The sequence below is a fragment of the Corynebacterium sp. c3Ub_189 genome (assembly GCF_039907195.1).
Lineage (GTDB): Bacteria > Actinomycetota > Actinomycetes > Mycobacteriales > Mycobacteriaceae > Corynebacterium.
Genome location: NZ_JASBOF010000042.1, coordinates 1 through 2,165 on the forward strand (window position 1 = coordinate 1; position 2,165 = coordinate 2,165).

Sequence of the window (2,165 nt, forward strand, 5' to 3'; positions counted from 1 at the left end):
GATCGAACCCCGGAACTCCTTTATCCCCGAGAGCTTTTCCAAGCCCTACACCACTCGGAGCAACCGCCTTATTGAACCAATTCTCAACCGTTTTTCCCGACACAACAGCGCCGTTTTCGGCACCCAAAAACGCCGAAACCTCGGCCACTTTTTCACCCCGAAGCCACACCGAAGCTGGCTGCTTTCCGTCCTCGGAATAGTACGAATCCGGCCCTCGATTCTCATCAACCGTGGACTGATAATAGGTCACAGAATGCGCGCCCATCTTCGCGATAGTCAGCACTCACGCCACCTCCTCTAACCAGCACGGTGAGCATCTGAACACCCCTAAGCACTTCTAGTGCAAATGTACCATGACCTAGAGCGCTTGCGCTCTAGTCGAGCGAGTCCAGAGGAGGAAAGGGCCAGTTGTTTCGACGGCTCTGGTTGTGTCAGGCAGTCGCTAGCGGTAGCTGCGAGCGTCAGGACGTGACAATCACGCGGGGAGAGGAAGTCGCGTGCGCGACTTCTGCGGCAGCACCAAACCACGGATGAAGGAGGCTCGGTTAAAAATGCGAACGCCGCCCATCCTCCGGGAAGGACAGAAGGCGTTCTTGCCAGCGGGGTAAGCAGAGCAATCGGGGTACATGATTCGCCCCTTTGCCAACACAACCACTAACCACGGCAGTCCATACCCCGGGACGGCTGCGTATATTTTTATGGCCTTGACGGCAGCAAAATTCAGTTTTAACTTAATATAAGTAAGTTGTTGTTTATGGATAGGAAAATTGTGAACACGCCACTGAAAACTGCCGCTTCCCTTCTGTCCGCCTTGGTCCTCCTTCCCGTCTTGTCTGGAACCGCTCAAGCAGAGACAGTGCAAGGAGCACAGGAAGAGCCTCAAACGATTATGGGCGGAAACTACCAAAGTACTGATCCAACGGCCTACAACTACCTTCCCAAAGGAAGTGATCCAGTTCCGAACACAGCGGATAGATCAGCATTCGGAGCAGCCACAATCAAAGGTTTTGGATTTACGTTTAATGGGCATAACTTCAAAGTTCCTGTAGTGAATCTTGAGCATGCAATTAAGGGTAAAGGCAACCACATAGAGTCTGAAAGTGCATCCGCGACGTTTTCTAACGGAACGATGTGCAACTGGAGAGTGGACTACCAAAACAGAGACGAACATGGAATCCATGCGACCCGTAAGGGCAAGACCCACAATAATTGCTCTCTTGGACACGTGCATGATGCCGGATTCAAAAACTTCGATGTCAAAAGCAATGCTGAGTGCGCACGTTTATTTGTAATGGGAGAATTTAAGGGAGAACAGTGCCACGCAATTCATCCTTAATGGCTCTGATGAAGATTGCGATCTTTATATCACTATCGATCTGTTTCGGGTATTTTATTGGCGGGTTAAATGCGATACACGTTGCTAAAGCCTTGGCTGAGGAGAATTCAACCTCATTATCGGACATTTCTCGCAGGTTAGAAAACGGATTTTTCTACTTTAGAGTCGCTGGAGTCTTTGCAGTCATTTTTCTCGCCGGAACTTATGCGGTTTGGCACAGAACCAAAATCTCCCGTAAATGAGAGCCTCACGGCCATCAGTCTTTTATTTATTCGACTACTGTCGTTCAGACGCATAGAAACGCAAGCAGTACCGAGAAGACATATGGTAGGGATGACGGGTCTCATAAGTAGATATACGACTGCTCGGGTTCCTCTCGCGGTAGAGAAAAGGGGCTACGTCCCCAGTGTGGGAGTATTGCGAAACCTCCGCGCGCGCATTAGCCTAAAAGTGACAGCACAGTTCATCCCTGAATTGCGGCTGCACAATAAAAAGGGCCCCAACCGACTGCTACTCGGTTGAGCCCCTCGGGCCTAAAGACCCACGTGAAGCATCACCGCAATGAGCCTCACGGTAGCGGTCACAACGTTGAGGACTCCGCTCACCAAGTTAAGGATTGCAGCTCCTTTGGTGGCGGGGTCTTTTCTTTTGCGACCGGGTGTATCCAATGAGTGCTTACCCATTGTCTACCTCCCTTTACGTCGTAGGGTTGTCCGCTCGCCTGAAAAAGGGCGCGCGGGACGACCCACGTCACGCGCGGGCCTTACCGCGCACCGACGAGGAAGCCACGCCCATCCTCCACCACTTACGGTGAAGGATGATTGTGAAC

General features: G+C 51.5%; 2 protein-coding genes. One reads left to right on the forward strand and one right to left on the reverse strand.

Annotated features, from left to right (window positions below):
• Positions 1-283 (reverse strand): hypothetical protein (locus QKD99_RS11405; protein ID WP_347951480.1); only part of this gene is annotated, 283 nt, incomplete at its 3' end.
• A gap of 471 nt (positions 284-754) precedes the next feature.
• On the opposite strand from QKD99_RS11405, the gene QKD99_RS11410 reads away from it, so the two are divergent.
• Positions 755-1,336, forward strand: a complete 582-nt coding sequence (locus QKD99_RS11410; protein WP_316993897.1) for a hypothetical protein — start codon at positions 755-757, stop codon at positions 1,334-1,336.
• Positions 1,337-2,165: the final 829 nt, after the last annotated feature.

Bases quoted from the DNA above. Each gene is read 5' to 3' on its own strand.
- QKD99_RS11410 (WP_316993897.1), top strand. From the start codon at position 755: ATGGATAGGAAAATTGTGAACACGCCACTGAAAACTGCCGCTTCCCTT.